The following is a 21,130-nucleotide window of genomic DNA, read 5'->3' as shown; positions in this document are numbered from 1 at the left end:
TCGAACGCGAAAGGATCAAACGAGACACGATCAAAAAACGCCGCTTGAACCACCAGGCCAAAGCGGCTTAAATCAACCCCTAAACCGAGCCGGAAACTCCAATCTTCAAAAGCACAAATAGTCTCAAATCATTCGACGACGGACAGTAAGGTCGTCCAACAAGCTGTTTCCCTTCCAGCCAGCACATATCATCTTGTGCGTCGAAAGTTGAACCGTCGTGATCTGCTCGCTCTTGATTGATACGTTACCGAGCACCGCACATTCGATCTGCTTGGTCTTAAGCAAGTCAAGAACTTCAGCTTCCCTGGTGTGCAAAACGTTGAGCGTGGCATTGGGCGCCTGGAGTGAGAAATTCTTGATGAGACTTGGAAGGACGGTAACTGCCGTGGAATCCGCAAGACCTATCCGAAAGTTTCTGAAGGTGCTTGCGGGCTCAAAATTCAAATGTCTGTCAACGACTTGGCGAATATCTGCCAATGCTGGGGTCAGAACTGCAGCCAGCTCTTTTGCGCGAGGTGTTGGCTCCATTACTCCTGACTCGCGGGAGAACAGCTCATCCTTGAAAATAAGGCGCAATCTGGAAAGTGAATGGCTCGTTGCGGATTGCGTTCGACCGATGCGTTCTGCTGCTTTCGAAACACTCCGTTCCTGCATCAGCGCATCGAATGTGCGGAGCAAATTCAGATCAATATGATTTAATGAAAATGCGTTCTCGTTAGGGGCCATTTAAGCTGAATTCTATCCTCTTTTATTGGTTTAAAACTTTAACTGAATTAGATAGGAAGGTCACGCGTAGAAGGTCGACGATTTTTCTTTCGCAAGGTCTCCCAGAGCGTTGGTGCCGTATTCGCAGTCAGCCAAGAGGATTGCACCTGCAAAGTGCAGTGGGAAACCGTCCAGGCAAAGGCCGGGTGAAGCAAAACTCCACCCGGCCCTTCCACCGGCCTCGTTGGCGGGATACGCCGGTATCGCTGGCCAGACGCCATCTCGCCGCTCCCGCCGAATGAAGACAAGACTATATTCACGCATATGTTTGAGCTGCTGTGACAGCATCAACTGTCCAGTGCCCGTCATACGCGCCAGAACATTCACGTTCAGCTTCTTATACGGATACCGGAGGCTGAGTGCATTCACTCATAAAACAGCCATCCTCCCCGTATGCATAGCTCAGTTGACGGTGGATTTTGCCTGACCACGCAGTTGCTCGATCTGGGTCGTGATCTTCAGAAGGTCAGCATTGAGGAAGTCCTGTTCTCGCTGACGCAGCCATTCGTCGAGCTCCGGCTTCGTCGCCTGGGACGGTGCGTCGGCGGCGTTCTTCAAGAGCATCGGAAAAGTTTCTTTCAGGAACTTGTCTCGCAGCACACTCTTTTTGTCATCCTGTGTGCAGGCAAGAGCAATAGCGGCATTGGCGATGGCTTCTGTCGCCTGCAGGCGCGCAGCTAGATTGAGGATCAGTTGGTGGAGATGTTCAATATCATTCATTTTCAGGTCCTTTCAAATGACTGGTGGATATAGGGGGCTACCTGCCGGTGGAGTTTTCGATCCTAAAGGCAATTTTGCTTGTCAATTATCCGAACGCCCCTGGATAAAGCTCCCCCCGAGCGTAGTTGGCTATTGGTTACGGTTCACCATCTCAGCCCAAGTCCGCGACTGCTTGAGCTCGGCAACACCATAAAGCGAGCTACAACTGCCAGGCGGCATCACTCTATGGCCATCGCCACGCTGCAGTGTACCGCCTGCTACCTCAGTCCCGGAAGTATAACTATTGTCGGCAATCAGGATAAAAAGGCCGACAGCGCTCTTTTCTACGCTGGCGATACCAATCAGCTCAACCATAGGGCCTCCAACGCCAGAATCGGATTGCCCGTTCAAAAAACTGAGGCTGGCTCCTCACAAACTAGCCCAGTACACAGAAATGCCGTACCCTTAAGCCAAGGTTTTTTCGAAACCACAAACCTCAGTCAACGCGAAACAGCTAACCGATCCGTGAATATACAATATTTTTCAGATTTTAATTGTCAATTACAAAAATATCCTACTTTCAATATCATTATTTACTAATAGATATCTTTTTAATTCGTTTAATTTTACTTACATTAAATTTAGAGGCAACTGACCGATAGAAAGAGACTACGGGTAGCGGCGGTGGCAGATTCCGCAGATCCGTTTAAAGAACCGATTCCCCTAATAATGCAGCAGCTACCGCTGGCCCATCTAATCTGCCACGAAACCTCGCGCCCTCCTTGATGCAAATACATAGCGCGCAGGCCGCTTCCCCAACCGACGGAAAAGCAAACTGCGGACCGAATCCGCATCAATGTACGGTACTTTTCATTGCTCCTGCTTTCCAACTATTAAGATTTGCTGGAGCAACGAAGCCACCTACATCGCTGTAGGCATTTCGAACCTGATCCGGCAAGAGGTTTTCAATCATCACATCTACGATCACGATATCATCCAGGAGAGGTAGGACGTCGGCAACGCTGGCCCTTCCTTGATGGCCTGCGCCAGAAGCTCTTCCTGCATCTTTTTGTAGCGACGCGCGAACTCCAGATCCTTCTCGACTTCTGCCTGCTGCAACTGCTCGGCGACAATGATCGACCGCATCGCATGACCGAGCGCGTGCGGTGAGCCGCTCGCGGCTGTCTGCAGCATCTTGCGCAGAACAACCCTGCCTACCGTGGTCTCCTGCCGCTGACCATCGATGACAATCGAAATCTCCCGTGCAGCCTCCTCCAACAGGCTCCGTTGAAGGGGAACCAATCTATTGCATGACAGGTCGATATTGTTCTTCGCTGTTTTCTTTCCGTCGTCCATCATAGAGCTCCCTGATCCGCGCGGGGACAGAGCCGGATCGACTGCTTTCAAGTCGGGATGGTTTAACGCTATTATCCCGTCGTTCTTTCTCCACTCCCCAAAACCGCTTGACGCCTATCTACAACCGCCCTTCAGCCGGTGTCGTCAGCCGCGGCGTGAACAACTTTGACGATCTCGCCCACCCGGGCAAGCCAACCTGCCGCATTATCCGGGGACCGCCCTGATCTTTTCATGTACGAAGAAATCCCCTCGTTTTAGGAATTGGAGGCCAGCGGCCTCTCAAGCACTATTCCCAAAAGTGAAGGCAGGGCTTGGGATGAAAACACGCAGAAACAAAGCAATAGAGGGTTCTCAATAATACACTCAAAATGGGAACTGCTCTAGGTATCATGTTTGGGTTGTGGCTTTCCTGAAATCGTTACAGGCCAATCACCAGCTTCAGCGCAATTAACCACATCGTAGCGGCTATGGCTCCTTCAAGAATACGCCATGAGGACGGGCGAGCGAAAATCGGGCGCAGCCAGCGGGCGCCATAGCCAAGCGAAAAGAAAAACAGAAAGGATGCAGTGATAGCTCCCGCAGCAAATGACGTTTCCAAACCAGGAAACTGTGTAGAAATCGTCCCGAGCAGCACGACAGTATCCAGATAAACATGAGGATTGAGCCATGTCAGGGCCAGACAGGTTGCTAGCGTCTTGGTGAGGCTCACGGACGTGCCGTTTGTGGTGGCGAGGACCGCCGACGAAGTGAAAGCGGAATAGAGATTGCGCGCACCGTACCAGATCAAAAAAGCAGCCCCACTATATCGCATGATCGGATCAAGCGCGGGCATGATAGCGGCAATTTTCTGGAAACTTGTGACACCAATCAGGATCAAAATGGCATCTGAGATGGCACAGGCAAGGCTTACTGCGAACACGTGTTCATCGCGCAGCCCTTGCCGCAACACGAAAGCGTTCTGCGCACCAATGGCGACAATGAGGGTAAGGCCCATGGTGAGGCCGGTCAGGTAGACTGAAGGATTCATAAACAATCGCCGTTTTAGGATTAGCTGACACTTGGATACCGGAGATTGTATAGTTAGAATAATTAAATATCATAATCTTGATTTAGGAGATCTAATGATAGACTATTCCGCCTTAAGAGCGGTTGCGATGGTGGTTCAGACAGGTAGCTTTGAGAAAGCCGCACGCGCATTGAACGTGACTCCGTCGGCAATCTCGCAACGGGTCAAACATCTCGAAGAGCGGCTTGGTGCCATACTCATTGAGCGCGGCTCTCCTTGCACCGCCACTGAAAAAGGTGACTGGCTATGCCGTCATATCGAACAGGTAGGCATGCTTGAGCGTGAGCTTCTGGCGGAATTGCCCGGACTGTCCAGCAGCGAAAATACTGCACAGCGCGTAACGCTTCATATAGCGACCAATGCCGATAGTCTGGGCACATGATTTCTAAAAGCGATCTCGCATTTCAGTGCGACGTCGGAATATCTCTTCAACATTGCGGTCGACGATCAAGACCATACTGCCGAATGGCTGAGGCGGGGACGCGTGATTGCTGCAGTCACCTCCCTATCCAAACCGGTTCAGGGCTGCCGTCTGACCCCGCTTGGCGTTCTCCAATATCGCGCGACTGCATCGCCAGACTTCATGGCTCGCCATTTTCCCCGCGGAATTACCCACGATGCTATGGCCAAGGCTCCGGCTCTGACATTCAACCAGAAGGACAGATTACAGGACCAGTGGGTGCGCGCAGCTCTCAGAACCGACATCGCATGCCCGACACATTGGATTCCCTCGACACAGGCTTTCGTCGATGCGAGCCTATCAGGCATGGGATGGGGGATGAATCCCACGCAGTTGGTCGGCGACCATTTGCGATCGGGCAAGCTGGCCGAACTGATCCCGGACACCCCGCTGGATATTCCCTTATTCTGGCAGGTCAACCGTCTTGCGGCCGAAAGGCTTGCAAGCCTGACACAGGCAGTTTTGAGCATAGCACGCCAAGAACTGGCACCCATTCCAAACAAATGAGTAAACCTGGCACTTTGGAAAAACACATTCAAACAATGGGTTAGAGCAAGATTTTCTTCTTTTCCCTGTCAATCACCATCTGTTTTCTTGAATGTGAACAGCGATTAAGCGATGCATGATGAATGAAGCTCCTGTTTCTCATCGCGGCGCTGATCGCCCTTGCCTTTTTCGGCTGCTATTTGCAGATGTTTTTTGCCGTGCCGTGAACGCGGCACCCTTCATCCGCCTACGTTCAACCCGCCAAAGCCACAGGTTTGGGGGGCTCGTAAAACTGGACCTTACAAGGAAAAGGCAGGATCAATGATCCTGCCCGGTTTGTGCAACGCCTGCAGCCTCTTCACAGACCCTGACATGCTCTGCCAGCGCCTCAAGCTGCAAGAAAGCGCTTATGGTACAGATATCCCGCTTCTGAAACTTTGGAAGCTCCTGAAGCTCCTTCAATCTGGTGAGAAGTGCACCGCGGTTCATGGTTTTTTCCCTCCATCTTTTCTGGCTATCCGCAAATTTGGTGTTAATCAGGCCGCCCGCACCTTCGCTTTCAACGGAAGTTCAATGTCGACTTCAAGTGTCGACATCTGATCACCGCGATCCATTTTCACGCTGACCTTGTCGCGATCAATCTGGATATGCTTGGCGATAACGGCGAGAATTTCTTCCCGCAATATCGCAACAAGATCGGAATGTTCGTGTGATGCCCGTTCATGGGCAAGCAGAACCTGCAACCGTTCGCGCGCTTGCGGCGCGGAAGCAGGTTTGCTGAAGAAACGAAACAGGCTCATGCCGCTCTCCTTCCGAAAAGTTTACCCAGAAGGCCGCGCTTTTCGGATGGAACAGTCATCGGCACTTCTTCACCGGCAAGGCGGCGGGCTGCGTCGAGATAAGCCAGTGCAGGTGCACTGCGCTGATCGGCAAGTGTTACGGGCGAACCAATATTGGATGCCCGCAGAACGTCCTGGCTTTCTGGAATGATACCCAGAAGCGGAATGGACAGTATTTCAAGAACGTCATCAACCTTCAACATATCGCCGCGCTCGGCGCGCACCGGGTCATAACGGGTCAGAAGGAGATGCTTTTCCACGCGCTCACCGCGCTCGGCCTTGAGCGTCTTGGCATCCAGCAAACCGATGATGCGGTCGGAATCGCGCACCGAAGATACCTCAGGATTCGTGACGACCACAGCCATATCCGCATGGCGCATGGCGAGCGTGGCCCCACGTTCAATCCCTGCAGGGCTGTCGCAAATGATCCAGTCGAACTCTTTCTTCAAATCTTCCATGACGCGGTCAACACCATCAGTCGTGAGGTTATCCTTGTCACGCGTCTGGGAGGCCGGCAGCAGATACAAAGTTTCAAGGCGTTTGTCGCGGATCAAAGCTTGCGGAAGCTTTGCATCGCCCTGAATGACATTGACCAGATCGAATACGACGCGGCGTTCCGCTCCCATAACGAGATCAAGGTTACGCAGACCGACGTCGAAGTCGATAACGACAGTCTTTTCGCCGCGCTGTGCCAGCGCAGCTCCGATTGCAGCGGTCGATGTCGTTTTGCCAACGCCACCCTTACCGGAAGTTACAACAATCACTTTTGCCATATTTGTCTCCTGTATCTCCCGCGCGCCTCCAGAGCATTCGTTATCCGGGATATGAAATGCTCTGCTTTTCTTTTACGACACTCCAAAGTGTCTTAAATCCGATTGAACCTTGCTTCCCATGAAGCTTCTCAGCTCTTCGAGAATGCTAGCTAAGTGTCTCTGCCATCATGTAGTCGCCGTCGAGCCAGAGCTGGACTGCCTGTCCGCGCAATCGGCTCTCCATATCTTCGGCCGTCTTGTAGAGACCATCGATAGCAACAAGCTCTGCTTCCATCTTGCGGCAAAATATGCGCGCATCGGCGTTTCCGGCCGTTCCAGCCATCGCACGACCGCGCAACGCGCCATAGACATGTATGGAGCCACCGGCCACAACTTCCGCGCCAGATGCGACAGAACCAACAATCGTTACATCGCCGTCTGGAAAATAGACTGATTGGCCTGACCGAACAGGCTCGGTAACGACCATGGAAGGAACGGCCTTAACAAGTTGTACCGATGTGGGCGCCACCGATGCACGTTCCTGCGGCTTCTGCTCCTTGATCTCCGTGTCAAAGTCGGCTGCTGGCTGCCCGCCGCGCATTGCTGGCGGCATGCCCGGCCCCAGAAGAGAGGGGCGAGCATTTTCAAAGCCGGTGATCCAGACGCCGCGTTTTACCAAATCCTCTAAAAGCTGAACCAACTGTGGACGCTCAATCGAAACATTTTCCAGATCGAGAACGATCGGGCGATTCAGAAAGAACCCCACTGAACGGGCAGCCAGATCGTCCAGCTTGTCGAGCCAGCCATCGAGCGGCAATTCAGGCGAGAGTACCAGCGCAAGAAAGGACCTCCCTTTCAAGCGGATTGGACGAGACTGTGTTAGCACTTGATTCATCTTGGTTAAAAAACGGTTTATCCGGTTTATATGCGCAATGGTTAACAGATGGTTAACGTCTGGAACCCAAGGGTTTCAACGGGTGAAGCCATCAGCTCTTTTGATGATCAAAACATGACTACCACCAGGGTATTAGAGCGCCATGCCTCCTTATCGATGCAAAAAGAACATTCTAAACTGTTGATCCCACGCATAATGATTTACGAAAATCGACATCGACTTTCTGGGCTGATACGACTCATCTTATTCTAGATATTAAACGGATTGTCGGATTGAATATTGTTATTTCTCCACCATCCACAGGATACGGCACGCAGAGTGTAAAATTAAATTCCGATCAAATATGACGCTACGTAACGTATTACATTTTTGTGATATAAATTTACTTAGAAGAAAATTCTAAAAACTTACCATAGTCGGAGAATTATACAAATATCACCAATTTATTTCAAATAAGTATTATTGTAATCATAAAAAATTTGTAGATGAACTGCATCTTGTTTTGGTATTATCAGAACGGCGCCAAGAACTCGATTAATAATAAACGCAGTGAGAACCTTCTCATAAGCGATCACCAGATCTAGCCTACGCAGCAAATGAGTACAATCCAGCCGGGCAACTGCGATCGTTCCCATCGCTTTCTTTCCTCATCCACTAGAGCCTCGCTCAGAGGGATAATCGCTGACGAAAGCACTGGAATGTAAATGTTGAAGAAGATTCCACTGAAAGGAACCGCCTCGCGTTTGGGCGGGGGGCTTAGGGGCGCGAGGCGGGCGAGCTCTCAGGAGTGCACGCACAAGAAAAATGGAACGCCCGCTCCGATTCTGGAACTAACAATACGTTCCAGCCTGAAAAATTGCGTGAGGTAATTATAGAAAAGCCCACAACGCTTGGGAGGAGGAATATCGCGCTTTAGGTCCGGCTCATGGGAGGAGGATTGAACCGGACCCGTTTTTAATAACCCGCCTGCCCGACCTACTCAATCAACAAGCTTGCATTGCTGATATGCGCTTACAGCAGACCCAGATGAAGACTGCCTCGCGGCGAGTGTACGCGCTAATGCGGCATCCCCGGAAACCCCAATCGAGAAGGTGAGGAAATCCACTCAAGCCTTCGACGAAGATAAATAGACAATCTGTGTTCAAACGTGGAAACGCGATGAACAGTACCAGCCAGTATTGCCACTTCAACTTGACGAGCTTTCCCGCATCTGTACTAACTGGACTATCATTAATAAGGATCAAGGCAATTCAGAACCCAGTCGGATAAGAATGAACTTGACCCGAACGAGCATGACTGAGCATCATCCAATAACTCTACATTAGTTTCAGTAATTTCTGAAAATTAAAGAGTTTTGTTAGGGGGTTGCTTTCTCCATAAGCACGGTTATTGTTCCTTTCACTTGGAGGAGGGAGTACCGCCCCAGCGCGCCAGACCGCAGCGGGGCGGTTTCTTTTTTAGCTGCCCGGAAAATGCATATCTGCATTGCAACGCCGCCCCTTGTAAGCAGCGACCCTTATTCCTATTTTCGGCTTGTTCGGTTTTACTCCTCCTCCCAAAAACCGAACCCAAAGCGCGATACTCCTCCTCCCAATCGCGCTTTATAGATTCGCCCACTGCACACTTCTCCTCCCAGTGCAGTGGGCGTTCTCTTTTCTAAAACTCTCTACTCAAATTCGCGCCTGCTCTGGCAGCCCTGTGACTATTTTAGTAATTTTAAGGGTAAGCGGGTAACTTCTGCGCATAATGTACGAGGGGGCAGGTTTCCATGTTCTTCAGCACAACGTTGAAATCGGCCAGAACGTCGCTGCTATGCGCGCCTGTATTCTGGTTGGGTCTTGTTCTCGTTCTGCTGATCGCATTGCTATCATTCAGGCTCAATGCCCCCATCGGGCCCATGTATTGGGACAGCTATATCTATTTCGACGCGGCTCAGCGGATAGGAATGGGCCAGGTCCCCGGGGTAGATTTTTCCACACCTGTTGGGCCGCTTGGCTATTATCTTTTTACTTGGGGATACAGCCTGTTCCTGCAAGCACAACCGCTTCTGCTCGTTCAATGGTCAGCATTAGCCGTTACAGCCCCGCTAATGGCATGGTTACTGACAAACCTCGCCACCCATAATCGGAAGATCGGCTTTCTTATCCTTGTTCCATTTCTGGCTTTCGCAATCTTTCCGGCAAATACACAAAGCTTTTATCCGTATCCCGGGCTGGATGGGTTTGGCATCTATAATCGCCATACATCACTTCTGCTCTACGTGCTTATGTGCGGACTGGTGTTTATGCAGAAGGGCGTAAAGCTCGCGCTCTTTTGTGCAGCGGTGATGCTTGCCCTTTTTTTCATGAAGGTGACTGGCTTTCTTGCAGGCGGGCTGTTTGGATTTGTGGCACTGCTCGCCGGACGGCTCTCGCTTCGTGATGTACTGCTCGCGACCACAGTTACCATCGCTGGTCTGCTTGCCCTTGAACTGCACAATGGGATTGTTAGCGCATATATTCGCGACATCACCACTTTGGTCACACTCAATGAAGAAGCCCTATTACCGCGGTTCCTGACCGTTATATCGTTGAAGCTGGACGTCATCTTGCCCGCAGCGATCCTTGCCTTGGCCCTTTTCTGGAGTGAACGCCGCCAGTCTGGTCAACAGGATTGGCTTTTCGACCGGGCCTCCTTTTGGCTCGCCATTGGGCTTATGGGTGGCATCATTCTTGAAACACAGAACACGGGAAGCCAGGAATTCATATTCCTTTGGCCGATCCTGCTTATGATCTTTCAACGCATGAACGCTAGTCCCGAGCCGCTCAGGATCGCCTTCGTCGTGCTCGCTGCCTTGTGTGTCATCCCGACATTCACCAAGATTGTGCACCGTAGCTTGCGCGCCTTTGCCGTCGCGCCGACTTATGTGCAACCGTCCTTACCGGAATTGAAGAATCTTGGGCAGGTGCTGACCCGACCCGAATTCCTGCAACGAGCGACGCTTTTCGAAACTCATTATGCTGAGAATCAGGCAACGTATGAAAGGTTGGCGGCACAAGGCCAGCTATCTAGCTGGCAGCTTTATTCAGAAATCGATTTCCAGGTCTACTGGCTCGTCTCTGCAAATCAGATGGTGAAAGACCTGAAAGCCTTCGAGACCAGCAATCATGTCCGCCTACAGAGCATCATGTCACTCGACTTCGTCAATCCGTTCGCATGGATACTGGATCGCGATGCGACACGGCATATCCAGATCGGTGCCGACCCTTTTCGTACAGTCCCGGCGTTATCCGAGGAAGCAAAAGCCGCTGTGGCAGCAACCGACGGCATATTGCGCCCGAAATGCCCGACGACCACCAATCGCCTTGCCTTGCAGAAAATATATGCCGAAGCGCTACAGGGTCATATTGTCGTTACTTTGAACCCCTGTTGGGACTTGCTGCTTCGCCCCGGCTTAATCCCGTAATCAGAATTGGATCATTTCATCTGAGCTTTGACGAAATCCCGCACGATTCGGACGATGCCGCGTGAAAGCACCTCATCCAGCGCCTTTACGAACGCGTCCACGTGCTCGCGCCCACAAATCAGCGGCGGCTCAAGGCGGATCACGTTTCGATTATACTCGGTAAATGCGACCAAAACTCCATGGTCGCGCAGCAGATGGCTACCGATAAAGCCAGGAAGCGAACCTTTCAGCTTCTCATCAAGCATCGCTAAGACAGGTCGCAGCACGACCGGCATTGTCTGCGAGAAATCGTGGAACTCCAGCCCCACCATCATCCCCTTCCCGCGCACGTCTTTCAAAAGCGCAGGATAGCGGCTCTGCAATTCGTGCAGCCGATCCAAAAGATATTCCCCCACATCGGCTGCATTATCGATCAGATGTTCGTCGTAAAGCAGGTTCAAAGCTTCAATCGACGTGATGCAAGCCTCGCCAATCCCGCCAAATGTTGCCATCGCATGGATCATCGCGGTCTTTGGGGAGCCATAGGCCTTCATATAGATGTCTCGGCGAGCGATCATAGCAGCCATCGCCGTCTTTCCGCCGCCAAGCGACTTCGCCAAGGCCGTGACGTCTGGTATGACGCCATAATGCTCGAAAGCGTAGAATTTTCCGGTTCGTCCCAGCCCACATTGCACTTCGTCGGCTACCCAAATCACACCATACTGGTCGCAAAGGCTGCGCAATTTCTGCCAGAACTCCGCGCCAGCCTGAATGATGCCTCCGCCACCCTGCACTGTTTCAAGCACGATCACCCCGATTTCAGGGGCAGAACGAAACGCATTTTCAACGGCTGCTATATCGCCGAAGGGAACCCGTACCGTGTTATCGACCAGCTTGAACTCGCTACGATATAGCCCGCCATCCGTGACAGACAAAACCCCCTTGGTCTTACCGTGAAACGAATTTTCCGCATAGACGATCTTGGGCTTTTTCGAACCGGCGGCGCGTTCCGCCACCTTGATCGCCGCTTCCATGGCTTCCGAGCCGGAAGAGCCCAGAAACACCATATCGAGGTCACCTGGCGAACAGGCCGCAATGTCATAAGCGAGAGCAGTCGCATATTGAGACATGAACGCAATTGCGATCTCGTGGCGCATCTCGTCCTGGAATTGGCGCCGTGCTCCGAGAATACGCGGGTGATTATGCCCGAAAGCCAGCGATCCGAACCCACCGAAGAAATCGAGTATCGATCGCCCATTCTGGTCGTAATAATACATGCCTTCAGCACGCTCGATTTTCACCTTGTGAAAGCCGAGCAGCTTCATGAAATGAAGCTGGCCTGGATTGAGGTGGGCCGTAAACAGCTCTGTCATCCGTGGCAGATCAAGCGCTTTTGCCTCGGCGACGGTCAATAGCTTCGGCTTTGGCGTTGTATTCGTCTTTTTCATTTCTGCCCTTATGCCATTTCAGAAGCCCGGACACCCGAAGACGTGGCACCGACTTTCTTGCGATATTCATTATAAGCCGCGATCAGCATGTCCTCATCACGATATTGCGGTATCCAGCCAAGTTCGCGCTCGCCTTTTGAGACGTCCAGGACACACATTTCATCAGCAATCAGATATTGCTCCGGGTCCATGATCGGCATGTTCATCCAGTCGAGCAGGTCCAGCGCGCGTTTCACCGCCCAGGCTGGCGTTGGCAATAGAATAGATTTTGATCTTGCATGGCTGATCAGACCGCCAAGCAGTTTACGGACGGGAGGAGGATTGAGCGAACCGAGATTATAGACCTCATTGGGAACGCCCGCCTTGAAAGCTGCCCGCGCCGCCTCCGCGCAGTCGAACACCGAAATAAACTGATAGGGATTCCTGCCTGCCCCGATCATCGGTACTGGTAGATTGTGATCAATCAGCTTGAACAGTTTTTCCAGAATACCGAGGCGGCCCGGACCGATAATAAGGCGAGGACGAAACAGGGAAATGTTCATGCCCCGCTCGCGCCATTCAACGGCGAGCTCTTCGGTTTTCAGTTTGGAGAGTCCGTACTCGCCAAGCGGCTTGCATGGGTGATCTTCTTTCTGCGGCCAGACATAGGTATGTCCGTAAACCATATCGGTGGTGAAATGGACGAGGTTGTTGGCGTCCGCCGCATCCATCGCCTTGATTATGTTCTCTGTACCGTAATAATTTACGGGAAAGAAGAAATCGTGACGCCGCGCCCGGAGCTGAATTGGCGAGAGCATCTTGGCAGACAGATTATAGACTATGTCGTCTGCATGGATGCCCAGCCTAAGGATCGCTTCAGGGTCGGTCACATCGGTTGTAATGTAAGCGGCGTCAGCATAGTGCGGCAGATCGCTTTTCACGATATCCGCGACAATGACCTCATGACCGTCGGCAAGGAGCTTTGGAACGAGATAACGTCCGACAAATCCATCGCCACCGAAGATTATATGTCTCATCATGCCGCCCCGTTTAACTAAGCGTCTGCTGATTTATATTTGTCTCTGTCTCGGGTTCGGACGACTTGCCGCTTTGCGCGATCAGCACTGTCCCGATACAGATGAACGCAATGCCGGCAATCTTATAGGCACCCAGTTCCTCCTTGAACAAAAGCCAGGCAAATAGAGCGACCGCGACATAGGCAAGACTGAGGAACGGATAGGCAAACGAAAGATCTACTTTCGACAGCACGTAAAGATGCGAGGCCATTGAGATCACGAAGGTCAGCAGACCGGCAAAAATCCAGGGATTGAAGACAATCTGGAATATACGTTGGATCAATGTTTCGGCTGAAAAGCTGATCGGTCCAAGCGTCAGCATGCCATATTTCAGCATCAACTGCGCGGCGGCGTTCGTCATGACTGTAAACAGGATGAAGGGAATATATTTCATCGCACTTCCTAACCAGTTGCTCCGAGCGTCATTGCCGTGCGGCGCCAGAAATTGGAGTTGAAAGCCTTGTCGCGAAAAACCTCGAAGTCGCGCCAGTGTGGATAGCCTGCGGCAAACACCTCCGCACTCATCCTATGGTCCTTATATGGATTGACCCGCCCCCCGGCTTCTATAGCCATTTGGTCCAGCAGGAGCAGCAACTCGAGCGTCCTGTCGCCACGGTTGGGGAAGTCCATCGTCAGTGTATATCCCGGCTTCGGAAATGACATGAGACCAGGAGAGTTAACCGAGCCGAAGCGCTTGAGTACGGTCAAAAACGAGACCTGGCCCGCAACGCGGCTTGTTTCAAGCATCGCAGGAATGATCTTTGGGGCTGTATCGAACGGGATAACGCTTTGATGCTGGTATAGCCCCGCCGGCCCATAAAGCCTGTTCCAGTTGCGGATACCATCAAGTGGATAAAAGAAGTTTTGATACGGCACTCTACGCGCCGTCTTCGGTCGATTGTTGCGCCGGAAATAGGCCGCATTGAAAAGCGAAAGGCTGGCCCTATTCAACAAAGAGCAAGGCAATTCAAACGGTACGCCCAACCGTCCGGCAGTCGAAATGGAACTACTTGGCGTGGCGACATGATTACCAACCATCAGCAGACCCCGACCGTTGGAGAGCTGGTCAACCCAGGCAACAGCATATTCATTTTCATGATCCGCCACCTCGGCCATATCGAAATATGCATCAAGATTAGCGAAGGGCTGAACTTTCTCTTCGACGTCGATGCCCCCCACCCGCATGAGCTGAATCGTCGCGCGAAGTATTAATCCGGTCAGACCCATTCCGCCGATTGTGGCCCGGAACAAGCCGGTATTTTCGGTATCGGAACACTTGTAATGAATGCCGTCCGAGCGAAGCAAGTCCAGCGCCTCAACATGACATCCAAAAGTCCCCTGCCGGTGATGGTTCTTGCCGTGCACGTCATTGGCAACGGCTCCGCCGAGCGTTACAAACTGCGTGCCGGGCGTGACAGGCAGAAAGTAACCGTGCGGAGCAGCATGGGCGATGATTTCACTCAGAAATACGCCGCTCTCAGCAGTCAGCAGGCCAGCATTCGGATCGAAGTGCAGTATCTTATTCCGCGACCGTGTGGGCACAAGGAAGCCCGCATCATTATGACAGCTATCGCCGTAGGAGCGACCATTTCCGAACGGCAGCAAGCTCGCATCACCGGACAAGACTTGTGTGAAATCAGTCTCCAGCTCTTCCGACGGAAGATAGCGTCGCCTTCGTCGGTCAATGCGCCCGAAACTGTCAAAAGATTGTTCCATCAGCGCATCCCGGCCACAAGAAGCAGCACCGCGCCAAACGCTATGACGACCTGACTGCGCCAATCCCGGGCAATAAAGAGGACCGGATCGTCGTCCATGTCGCCACGATGCGCCAATATCCACACACGCACATTGATATAGAGTACAATCGGACCGAGCGGCCAAATCAGCCAAGGATAGGTGTAGAGCGTCTTGACGGCATCGCTATTGATATAAAGCGCCAGAACCAGCGCTGCGGTAAACGCAGCCGCGACCCCACATTGTCCGACAATGTCGCGATCTTCGGGGCGATAGCCTCGCCCTGCGATCCGGTCTTTTTCTGTCATTGTCGCTCCCTGCAACTCGACATAACGCTTCACCAGCGCCAGCGACAGAAAAAAGAACATAGCGAAAGCCATCAGCCAGAATGACGGCGGAATATAGGAAGCCGCCGCCCCTCCCAAAAGCCGCAGGCTGTAAAGCCCCGCTAGGCAAATCACATCCCCCAACAACATGCGCTTCAACGCAAAAGTATAGGCAGTCGTGAAAACCAGATAGGCGACAATTGCGAGCGTGAAGGCGGGCGGGAGAAAGAAGCAGATGAAAGTCGCCAGAAGCAACAACAAAGCTGCAATGCTTAAGCCAAAAGGAATGGATATTTGTCCTCGGGCGAAAGGGCGCTGATTTTTCCGCGCATGCCTGCGATCCAACGGAAGATCGGCAATATCATTGACGATATAGATCGCAGACGCTGTGGCAGAAAAGGCCACGAACGCCAGACAAGAGGCGATAAATACGTCAGGCTTCATTATGTCATGCGCCAGAATGGCCGGCACAAAGACAAGCAGGTTTTTCAGCCACTGATGAACCCGCAGCATACGAAGATAGGTTCTGAGAGCCGGTTTCTCGTCACTGAATATCTCGCATCCGGTCCGTTGCTGGAATTGAGCGGCTGCGCGATCCGGCGCGACAACAATCGCCCGTCGGGCCACATCGAAAACCGGCAAGTCGTCACGATCATTTCCGGCATAATCGAAACCCTGCCGTCCATAGTGCTCGACAAGCAGAGCAGCCTTGCGCTCTGCCGAAAGATTGGTCGTGCCGGATGTCGAGTAGATCGCGTTGAAAATCCCGACCTCAGCCGCCACGGCCCTGGCCATCGGTTCTGCCGCCGCTGTTGCCAGCACCAAGGTTCTTCCTGACGCATGTTCGCGGCGCAAAAACTCTAGAAAATCAGTTCGATACGGAAGTCGTGATGCATCCAGCATCACGCGCTCGGCCACCTGTCGCTTGAAATAGGCCTTACCCGAAAACAACCAGACCGGAAGCATGAACAAAAACAGGATGTTCTTCTTCAAAAGAAGAAAAATGCCCTCCCACAGCAGATCAGTCGAAACCAGCGTCCCGTCCAGATCGACTGCCAGCGGAACATTCTTGTTGTTATGCCCCCGCGTGTCCATTTCAGCCCTTTTCCCGCCCAGACGTGATTGCGCTTCGAGCAACCTTTTTCGCCTAAGCCCCTGTCATAAAGGGATAGAGGCAGAAACCGAACGAAGAATGAATTTCCCAGTTACAATTAATAATTGAACCGCTGAATACAATTCCTGCTTAAAATTTCTTTAATATCTAAATTACATCATATTGCTTTAGGTTTGCATAGCTTCATGTTCGCCAAAACGTTTTTCGGCGAACATTCTGAGACTTCAATTTTTCTGGACCCGATTATCTTGAGCCCGGAAACAGCAAGTCGACAAATCGGGCGGCTGTGGGTTGGGGCTCATGATTGGCGAGCCCCGGACGCTCATTGGCTTCAACGAAGATATAGTCCGAAGTTTCGGGCTGCTTGACCATGAAATCAATGCCGACAACGGGAATACCAATCGTCCGTGCGGCCTTACAAGCCGCGTCGACAAGGTCGCTGTGCACTGTAGCTGTAACATCGTGGATCGTACCACCTGTGTGAAGATTGGCTGCCTTGCGCACCGTAATTTCACGGCTGTCTTCCAATACGGAATCGAACGACAGACCTTGTTCCTCCAGACACCTTTTCGTTTCTGCATCGATGGGAATGCAGCTTTCTCCGCCAGTCGCCGCAGCGCGTCTGCGCGATTGTGTTTCTATAAGCCTCCGGATGGTTGTCTTGCCATCGCCCACCACCCGCGGTGGGCGGCGAACCGCAGCCGCCACGAGCTGATAGTCGATAACCACCAGCCGAAGATCCTCGCCTTCAAAACATGCCTCAAGCAACACGCGATCGCACACGGTGCGTGCCTGTTTGATCGCCGTTCGCAAATCTTTCATCGTCGAAATGCCGACGGAAATTCCTCTCCCCTGTTCACCGCGGGCGGGCTTCACCACCAGCTTGCCGTGACGTTGTAGAAAAGCCTCGAGGGCATCATTGTCCGCTTCTGCGGCAATCTGTTCCGGCACCATCAATCCGGCTTTCTCGACAATACGCCGCGTCACGGCCTTGTCGTCACAGATCGACATTGCGACACCCGATGTCATTTCTGACAAACTCTCGCGACAATGAACAGAACGTCCGCCGTAAGAAAGACGGAAAAAGCCGCCTTCGGCATCGGTTACATCAACCTGAATACCACGACGCACCGCTTCATCCACGATTATGCGAGCATAGGGATTGAGTGCGTTGAAAGTGTCTAGATGTGAAGCAAAGAACTTCTCGTTAATTGCGTTCTTGCGTTTGATCGCGAAGAGCGGAACACGGCGAAACTTTAATTTCTCATAGAGCCTAATGGCATTCTCATTGTCGTGCAGAACCGAAAGGTCGATATGGCTCAAGCCGCGAGCCTGAAAGTGCTCAGCAAGTTTTCGTACCAGTTTCTCACCAATACCGGGCTGCCGTGCCTGGGGATGAACTGCGAGACACCAGAGCGAAGCGCCACGATCAGGATCATCGAAGAGGCGTTGATGGTCGATACCCGTTACAGTGCCAACGACTTCGCCGGTGGCATCGTCCTGGGCCACGAAATAGGTAACAGCACGGTTGTCGCGCTCAGAGGAGAAAAAATCGGGACGCAGTTGAACCATCCCACAGGCTGCATAGACGGCATTGATGCCTTCCGCATCTACTTCCGATACCGCTCGACGAATGGTGATGCCGCGTGTCCGTCGACCGCCCGGACGATAGGTTGAAAGTTCAAGCCGGTATGTGTGCGACGGATCGAGAAATATCTCATGCGGCGCGAGCGATAGAAGCACATGAGGATCGCTGACATAAAAGACAATGTCGCGGCTCGCGGGCGCTTCCGCCCGCAAAGCTTCCACAATGGCACCATTGGTTTCAAAAGTCTGCGCGAAGAGCAGTCGGCCCCAACCACAGTCGATAACCACATCCTGTTCGCGTCCCGCCTTGTCATGGCCATGCGTGTGTTCCTGATAGAAGCCCGCATTTTCAGGTGTCCGCAAGCGTGTAAGACGATGCGAAAAAGCCTTGCGGTCTCTCGCTTTCTGCCGGGTCATATCCACCTCGCCGGTTTTCCACATTTCATGCCTCCTGGGTCTGCAACCACATTTCAAGGAGGCCGGCCTGCCAAAGTTCCGAACCACGCAAAGGCGTAATGTGTTCAGACGGCTTTGCAAACAGGCGTTCAAGATAGTCGCGCTGGAAAAGTCCGCGCTCCCGTGCCTTTTTTGAAGAAAGTGCATCTCGCAACATATCGAGATAAGGACCTGCGATATATTTGAGCTGTGGCACCGGGAAATATCCCTTTTTACGGTCAATCACTTCACTTGGAACGACCTTCCTAGCCACATCCTTGAGGATGCCCTTACCGCCGTCACGCAGTTTTTCCTCCGGCGGAATGCGGGCAGCAAGCTCAACCAGCTCGTGGTCCAGAAATGGCACTCGTGCTTCAAGTCCCCATGCCATCGTCATGTTGTCTACGCGCTTTACCGGATCATCCACCAGCATCACATTGGTATCGAGCCGCAGCGCACGGTCCACAGGAGTATCCGCTCCATCCTGCAGCAGATACTTTTCCAGAAGGTCCTGACTGTAGTCACGATCCGGCATCCATTCCGGCGATAGTTGCGTGGCAAGCACCTCATGGGTGCGGTCGCGAAACCCTTTGGCGTAATCGCTCACGACATCATTGGAATCCATCAGCGGCGGATACCAGTGATAACCGCCGAAAACTTCATCTGCGCCCTGTCCCGACTGGACAACTTTGATGTGCTTGGAAACCTCCTTCGAAAGAAGGTAGAAGCCGACATTATCATAGGACACCATCGGCTCTGACATCGCCGCAATCGTTCCCGGCAAGGCATCCATGAGGTCTGCGGAGGGCACGAAAATCTTGTGATGCTCGGTACCAAAATGTTTGGCGATCAGATCTGAATAGAAAAACTCGTCGCCTTTTTCCCCGTTCGCTTCCTCAAAGCCAACTGAAAAGCTCATCAGGCCCGCTTGACCCGCTTCAGCAAGCAGACCCACGATTAGACTGGAATCGACCCCACCGGACAAAAGCACACCGACCGGCACGTCGGAAATCATTCGCCGCTTGACAGCAACACGCAGCATATCAAGCAGCTGCTCTTGCCATTCCTCCCGTCTCAATGCACCGTCACCGGGAAGGCGGCGATAAGGCGCCTGCCAATAGATACGATCAACGAAACGCCCATTTGCTTCGTAGACACGGATCGTCGCCGGGGGAAGCTTTCGCACACCATTATAGATCGTGCGCGGTGGCGGCACGACGGCATGAAAGCTCATATAATTGTGCAAGGCCGCGCGATCTATCGACGTGTCGATGCCGCCAGCTTTGACCAGAGCAGGCAGCGAAGAGGCAAATCGCAATGCATTATCCACTTCGGCAGTATAAAGCGGCTTAATGCCAAACCGATCACGTGCCAGGATAATCCTGCCGGTATCCCGTTCATGAATGGCGAAAGCGAACATGCCGAGAAAGCGCGTAACACAGTCCTCGCCCCATGCATGCCACGCCTTGAGAATGACTTCGGTGTCGCCATCGGAAAAGAAAGTGTAGCCCTTCTGTTCAAGCTCTGCACGCAGTTCACGGAAATTGTAAATGCAGCCATTGAACACAAGCGTCAAACCGAGATCGGCATCGATCATCGGTTGCTGCGATTTTTCAGAGAGATCGAGGATTCTTAATCTTCGGTGCCCAAAGCCGATATTGCCCCGGATCACAATCCCGGATGCATCCGGTCCGCGAGGACTAAGCACATCCGCCATTTTCGAGACTGCCGAAACTGACGGCGAACCACCGTCAAACCTGACTTCTCCGCAAATACCACACATAAATAGGGTCGAAACCTCCATTGTCATTCATACACGAATTAGGCCGTCGCATCTGTTATGGCGGCGGCCTGCATAATTGCAAATGCGGGAGCGCCGGGATGGTTCCCAACTTTTTGGTTTGAGTCAGGCAGTCTTGCCAACAATATTAGCCTTGGAAAGCATATAATTTTCGGCAGAAACCATGTGCTCAAACGCAATCCGGCGAGCATCTTCGCTACGATCTTCAACGAGCGCCGCCAGCAATCGATGCTGAAAAAGAAGTCCTTCTTCACGCGAGGCTGGCGTCGGGTCGGCATAAATTGCGCGCGCGATCGGCAGGCTTCGCAGCAGATTATGAGTCAAGCCGCAGATGAACCCCAGCAGACGGTCTGGACAAAGCTGTGCCAGCAGCGAATGGAAATCCAGTTCCGCAATACGTTGGCGATACTGATCATCGAGATCGACGGGTGGACGATCATAGATACGCATTGTGCTTTCCAAGCGAACGATGTCGTTCTCGGTCAACTTTCCCGCCAGGACGGCAGCGACCTCCGGTTCAAGTAGCTTGCGAATAGCGTAGACTTCCGCAAGGGCCGGCTGGTCGAAGAAAAAATAGCTCCCCAGCATTTCCATCGCGTGCTGGGCAGAAGGTTCAGCCACGAAAGCACCGCCGCCTGGACCGCTGCGTGTAAAAATCAGTCCTTGCGTTTCCAATGCCTTCATCGCTTCGCGCACAGTGCCCTTGGCAGCCTTGAACTGGTCGATGAGCTCCTTTTCCTGAGGCAGTCGATCTCCGGGTCTCAATGCATCGGAACGGATAACATCCTTGATACGATCAGCAATCTCCTCCGGTCGCCGGCGGGCCTTGGCCACCTTCGGGCGCGATTGCGGTTCGCGATCTGAATTCTGGCCCGTTCTGACCATATC

21 protein-coding genes and 1 pseudogene are annotated in these 21,130 nt (G+C 52.5%); 3 read left to right on the top strand and 19 right to left on the bottom strand.

The features are described 5' to 3' along the window. Positions 1 to 123 precede the first annotated feature (123 nt). The 3 genes from FJQ48_RS11805 to FJQ48_RS11795 are packed head-to-tail and all read right to left on the bottom strand — an operon-like array spanning position 124 to position 1,485. Complete coding sequence (locus FJQ48_RS11805) at positions 124 to 726, bottom strand: LysR family transcriptional regulator (protein ID WP_247870360.1); 603 nt, start codon at positions 724 to 726, stop codon at positions 124 to 126. A gap of 60 nt (positions 727 to 786) precedes the next feature. After that, positions 787 to 1,134 (bottom strand): hypothetical protein, encoded by a 348-nt coding sequence (locus FJQ48_RS11800; protein ID WP_139975305.1) that lies wholly within the window; start codon positions 1,132 to 1,134, stop codon positions 787 to 789. 33 nt (positions 1,135 to 1,167) lie between these two features. Next, positions 1,168 to 1,485, bottom strand: coding sequence for a hypothetical protein (locus tag FJQ48_RS11795; protein WP_139975304.1), 318 nt, complete (start codon positions 1,483 to 1,485; stop codon positions 1,168 to 1,170). 225 nt (positions 1,486 to 1,710) lie between these two features. Here FJQ48_RS11795 and FJQ48_RS11790 point away from each other — a divergent pair, with 225 nt between their 5' ends. Further along, positions 1,711 to 2,064 (top strand): hypothetical protein, encoded by a 354-nt coding sequence (locus FJQ48_RS11790; RefSeq protein ID WP_139975303.1) that lies wholly within the window; start codon positions 1,711 to 1,713, stop codon positions 2,062 to 2,064. 253 nt (positions 2,065 to 2,317) lie between these two features. Here FJQ48_RS11790 and FJQ48_RS22850 read toward each other — a convergent pair whose 3' ends face one another. The 3 genes from FJQ48_RS22850 to FJQ48_RS11780 all read right to left on the bottom strand — a co-directional run bounded on the left by FJQ48_RS22850 (position 2,318) and on the right by FJQ48_RS11780 (position 3,847). After that, positions 2,318 to 2,452, bottom strand: a complete 135-nt coding sequence (locus tag FJQ48_RS22850) for a hypothetical protein (protein ID WP_282183546.1) — start codon at positions 2,450 to 2,452, stop codon at positions 2,318 to 2,320. Continuing rightward, a complete protein-coding gene (locus tag FJQ48_RS11785) occupies positions 2,449 to 2,823 on the bottom strand; it encodes a hypothetical protein (protein ID WP_139975302.1) in 375 nt (124 codons plus the stop codon). Before FJQ48_RS11785 ends, FJQ48_RS22850 begins: the two co-directional genes overlap by 4 nt. A gap of 415 nt (positions 2,824 to 3,238) precedes the next feature. Beyond that, the gene (locus FJQ48_RS11780) at positions 3,239 to 3,847 is read right to left on the bottom strand and encodes a LysE/ArgO family amino acid transporter (RefSeq protein WP_139975301.1); all 609 of its coding nucleotides are present in this window, start codon (positions 3,845 to 3,847) and stop codon (positions 3,239 to 3,241) included. Positions 3,848 to 3,941: 94 nt separating this feature from the next. Here FJQ48_RS11780 and FJQ48_RS11775 point away from each other — a divergent pair. Beyond that, a pseudogene (locus FJQ48_RS11775) lies at positions 3,942 to 4,853 on the top strand (LysR family transcriptional regulator ArgP). A gap of 297 nt (positions 4,854 to 5,150) precedes the next feature. Here the strand turns inward: FJQ48_RS11775 and FJQ48_RS22385 are convergent. The 5 genes from FJQ48_RS22385 to FJQ48_RS11755 all read right to left on the bottom strand — a co-directional run bounded on the left by FJQ48_RS22385 (position 5,151) and on the right by FJQ48_RS11755 (position 7,953). Beyond that, positions 5,151 to 5,321: a hypothetical protein gene (locus tag FJQ48_RS22385; RefSeq protein WP_010660937.1), complete on the bottom strand. Its 171-nt coding sequence runs from the start codon at positions 5,319 to 5,321 to the stop codon at positions 5,151 to 5,153. A 47-nt stretch (positions 5,322 to 5,368) separates the two neighbouring features. Then, positions 5,369 to 5,632 carry a cell division topological specificity factor MinE gene (gene minE / locus FJQ48_RS11770; protein WP_139975300.1) on the bottom strand — a complete coding sequence of 88 codons (264 nt, stop codon included), beginning with the start codon at positions 5,630 to 5,632 and terminating at the stop codon, positions 5,369 to 5,371. Continuing rightward, a complete protein-coding gene (minD, locus tag FJQ48_RS11765) occupies positions 5,629 to 6,444 on the bottom strand; it encodes a septum site-determining protein MinD (RefSeq protein ID WP_010660936.1) in 816 nt (271 codons plus the stop codon). The genes minE and minD overlap by 4 nt, the downstream gene beginning before the upstream one ends. A 145-nt stretch (positions 6,445 to 6,589) precedes the next feature. Continuing rightward, the gene (gene minC / locus FJQ48_RS11760; protein WP_139975299.1) at positions 6,590 to 7,318 is read right to left on the bottom strand and encodes a septum site-determining protein MinC; all 729 of its coding nucleotides are present in this window, start codon (positions 7,316 to 7,318) and stop codon (positions 6,590 to 6,592) included. A 443-nt stretch (positions 7,319 to 7,761) separates the two neighbouring features. Further along, positions 7,762 to 7,953: a hypothetical protein gene (locus FJQ48_RS11755; protein ID WP_139975298.1), complete on the bottom strand. Its 192-nt coding sequence runs from the start codon at positions 7,951 to 7,953 to the stop codon at positions 7,762 to 7,764. A gap of 1,133 nt (positions 7,954 to 9,086) precedes the next feature. On the opposite strand from FJQ48_RS11755, the gene FJQ48_RS11745 reads away from it, so the two are divergent. Beyond that, a complete protein-coding gene (locus FJQ48_RS11745) occupies positions 9,087 to 10,763 on the top strand; it encodes a hypothetical protein (RefSeq protein WP_139975297.1) in 1,677 nt (558 codons plus the stop codon). A gap of 11 nt (positions 10,764 to 10,774) precedes the next feature. Here FJQ48_RS11745 and FJQ48_RS11740 read toward each other — a convergent pair whose 3' ends face one another. From FJQ48_RS11740 to FJQ48_RS11705, 8 genes are all read right to left on the bottom strand, one after another. After that, a complete protein-coding gene (locus FJQ48_RS11740) occupies positions 10,775 to 12,190 on the bottom strand; it encodes an aspartate aminotransferase family protein (protein WP_139975296.1) in 1,416 nt (471 codons plus the stop codon). A gap of 8 nt (positions 12,191 to 12,198) precedes the next feature. Further along, positions 12,199 to 13,206, bottom strand: coding sequence for an NAD(P)-dependent oxidoreductase (locus FJQ48_RS11735; RefSeq protein WP_139975311.1), 1,008 nt, complete (start codon positions 13,204 to 13,206; stop codon positions 12,199 to 12,201). 13 nt (positions 13,207 to 13,219) lie between these two features. After that, the gene (locus FJQ48_RS11730; protein ID WP_139975295.1) at positions 13,220 to 13,639 is read right to left on the bottom strand and encodes an EamA family transporter; all 420 of its coding nucleotides are present in this window, start codon (positions 13,637 to 13,639) and stop codon (positions 13,220 to 13,222) included. Positions 13,640 to 13,647: 8 nt separating this feature from the next. Then, entirely contained in the window at positions 13,648 to 14,961 is a 1,314-nt protein-coding gene (locus FJQ48_RS11725) for an FAD-binding oxidoreductase (RefSeq protein WP_139975294.1), read from the bottom strand. Further along, complete coding sequence (locus FJQ48_RS11720) at positions 14,961 to 16,400, bottom strand: UbiA family prenyltransferase (protein ID WP_139975293.1); 1,440 nt, start codon at positions 16,398 to 16,400, stop codon at positions 14,961 to 14,963. Before FJQ48_RS11720 ends, FJQ48_RS11725 begins: the two co-directional genes overlap by 1 nt. Positions 16,401 to 16,662: 262 nt before the next feature. Beyond that, complete coding sequence (gene ngg, locus FJQ48_RS11715) at positions 16,663 to 18,447, bottom strand: N-acetylglutaminylglutamine synthetase (protein ID WP_139975292.1); 1,785 nt, start codon at positions 18,445 to 18,447, stop codon at positions 16,663 to 16,665. 1 nt (position 18,448) lies between these two features. Beyond that, positions 18,449 to 20,224 carry an N-acetylglutaminylglutamine amidotransferase gene (locus FJQ48_RS11710; RefSeq protein WP_139975291.1) on the bottom strand — a complete coding sequence of 592 codons (1,776 nt, stop codon included), beginning with the start codon at positions 20,222 to 20,224 and terminating at the stop codon, positions 18,449 to 18,451. 123 nt (positions 20,225 to 20,347) lie between these two features. Next, entirely contained in the window at positions 20,348 to 21,127 is a 780-nt protein-coding gene (locus FJQ48_RS11705; protein ID WP_139975290.1) for a GntR family transcriptional regulator, read from the bottom strand. Positions 21,128 to 21,130: the final 3 nt, after the last annotated feature.

The sequence above is a fragment of the Ochrobactrum sp. CGA5 genome (assembly GCF_006345815.1).
In the GTDB taxonomy this organism is placed as follows: domain Bacteria; phylum Pseudomonadota; class Alphaproteobacteria; order Rhizobiales; family Rhizobiaceae; genus Brucella.
The sequence above is the reverse complement of the archived record's forward strand: the minus strand, read 5'-3'. Positions and strand labels throughout refer to the sequence as shown.